Source organism: Clostridium sp. DJ247 (assembly GCF_014231265.1).
Map to the genome: position 1 here is coordinate 1 of NZ_JABAIW010000125.1, position 2490 is coordinate 2490.

Consider the following 2490-nt stretch of genomic DNA (forward strand, 5'->3'; position numbering starts at 1 on the left):
GCTTCTTAGATTTTCAAAAACACGAACTTTAGACTGATTAAAAGTTTTTAACGTGCTGAAGTTTGGTAACATATCCCGGAGCATAATTTAAGTTTTCAGCCTCAAACCCTATAAATAGTTTATACACAGCACATTCTACTCTTGGAAAAAATAATTGTCAATAAAATTAAGGACTGCTAGTTTTAAACTTGCAGTCCTTAACATATTACATTATATTAGCTTTTCCGCTGTAAACAATTCCTCTTACAACATCCATAGTTACAAATGAACCTGTTTTTAGTACTTCAGTTGCTCCACCTGCATTACAGATAAGAGGTATTTCACTTGTTATACATTCTATAGCAAGGTGTGAAGTTAATCCGCCTTCTTCTGCTATAACACCTGCTACTCTATCTAAAACAGAAATATACTCTCTATCTAATTGTTTTACAACAAGTATATCTCCTTTTTCAACTATTTCTTCTGCTTCCTTTGCACTGTTTACAAACTTAACTGTTCCATATCCTGGTTTAGTACCTGCACCTCTACCTTGTACAAGTATATCTCCAACTACATGAACTTTAAGCATATTTGTTGCTCCTGAATATGCAACTGGTATACCTGCAGCAATAACTACAAGATCACCTTTGTTAACATATCCTGTTTCAAGAGCTTTTTCTACTGATTTTTCTATTAATTCATCAGTTGATTGAGCTTTATCTGCTATAAGTGGGAATACTCCTGAAGTTAAAGCTAATTTTCTAGCTACTACATCACTTGGTGTTACAGCTATTATTGGGCATTTTGGTCTATATTTTGATACCATTTTTGCAGTATGACCACTTTGTGTAGCTGTAATAATTGCTGAAGCATTTAATTCAGACGCAGTTGTACATGTGGCTAAGCTGATAGCATTAGCTACATTGTAAATATGACCTTCTCTCTTCTTATTTAACACTTCTTCATAATCTACTGTTGTTTCAGCTGCTTGAGCTATTCTAGACATTGTTTGTGCAGCTTCTACTGGGTATTTTCCATTTGCAGACTCACCACTTAACATTATAGCATCAGTACCATCTAATATTGCATTAGCTATATCTGAAGCTTCAGCTCTTGTTGGTCTTGGGTTTCTTTCCATTGAGTCTAACATTTGTGTAGCTGTAACAACAAACTTGCCAGCCTTATTACATTTTTCAATTATCATTTTTTGAGTTAACGGTACAAGTTCTATTGGAAGTTCTGAACCCATGTCTCCTCTAGCTACCATTATACCATCTGAAAACTTGATTATTTCATCTATGTTGTCAACGCCTTCTTGGTTTTCTATTTTAGATATTATTTGAATATTGCTTCCGCCAAATTCTTCTAATAACTTTCTCATAGCTAAAACGTCTGCTGCTTTTCTTATGAAAGATGCAGCTATGTAATCAACACCTATTTCACATCCAAATTTTAAATCTGCTACATCTTTTTCTGTAAATGCAGGAAGATTAGTTTTTACATTTGGAACATTTACATTCTTTTTAGTACCTATCACACCATTATTTTTAACAATACAGTGTATATTTGTACCTTCTACTTCTTGAACTTCAAGAGCAATTAAAGCATCTGCCATTAGTATAGTATTTCCTGGCTTAACATCTTTATATAATTCACGGTAACTAAAGTTACATTTTGTAGCATCACCATCTACATCTTCTCCACAGACTATAGTAAATTTAGTTCCTTCAACTAGTTCTACTTTTTCTGGGAAATAACCTGTTCTTATTTCAGGTCCTTTTGTATCAAGTATTATTCCTACTGGTTTGTTACATTTTTCTCTTAATTTTTTTACTAAGTTAATTCTTCCAGCATGCTCTTCATGATCACCATGAGAAAAATTGTGTCTTGAACAGCTCATTCCAGCTTCAATTAGTTTTGATAATACCTCTTCTGATTCACTTGCTGGTCCAATTGTAAAAATCATTTTAGTTTTTTGCATACATTACTCTCCTTAGTCTAATTAATTTTATATTATATTTTAATATGATAAAGCATTTGCTATTTCATAAAGCTTTTCATCAAATTCTCTTGGAACCGCTAGAGCTTCGTCTATATCTTGCTCAAAAATTTTATTATTCTTGATTCCAACAACCATAGCTGATTTTCCTTCTTCTAATAATTCAACTGCTCTATATCCCATTCTTGAAGCTAAAACTCTATCCATACAAGTTGGGCTTCCTCCTCTTTGAATGTGACCAAGCTTAGTTGCTCTTGTTTCAATTCCTGTAGTTTCTTCTACTTTCTTAGCAAGTTCATCTGCGCCGCCTATACCTTCAGCTAATATTATTAAATTATGCATTTTACCTCTTAATTTACCTTCAAGTATAGTTCTACATAGTTCATCTTGATTATATCCTTTTTCAGGAACAATTATACTTTCTGCTCCACCTGCAAGTCCTGTATACAATGCTATGTCACCACAGTTTCTTCCCATTACTTCAACAATACTTACTCTTTCATGTGATGTTG

2 protein-coding genes are annotated in these 2490 nt (G+C 33.2%); both read right to left on the reverse strand.

Annotation, left to right across the window (positions count from 1 at the left end; all coding sequences use genetic code 11):
- Window positions 1-205: 205 nt before the first annotated feature.
- Window positions 206-1960, reverse strand: a complete 1755-nt coding sequence (gene pyk, locus HGI79_RS22310) for a pyruvate kinase (protein WP_185652863.1) — start codon at window positions 1958-1960, stop codon at window positions 206-208.
- A gap of 39 nt (window positions 1961-1999) precedes the next feature.
- A partial coding sequence (locus HGI79_RS22315) for a 6-phosphofructokinase (RefSeq protein WP_185652864.1) occupies window positions 2000-2490 on the reverse strand: 491 nt, incomplete at its 5' end.

What these genes read in the sequence shown, in the direction of transcription:
- pyk (WP_185652863.1), bottom strand. Translation starts at nt 1,960, where the DNA reads ATGCAAAAAACTAAAATGATTTTTACAATTGGACCAGCAAGTGAATCA.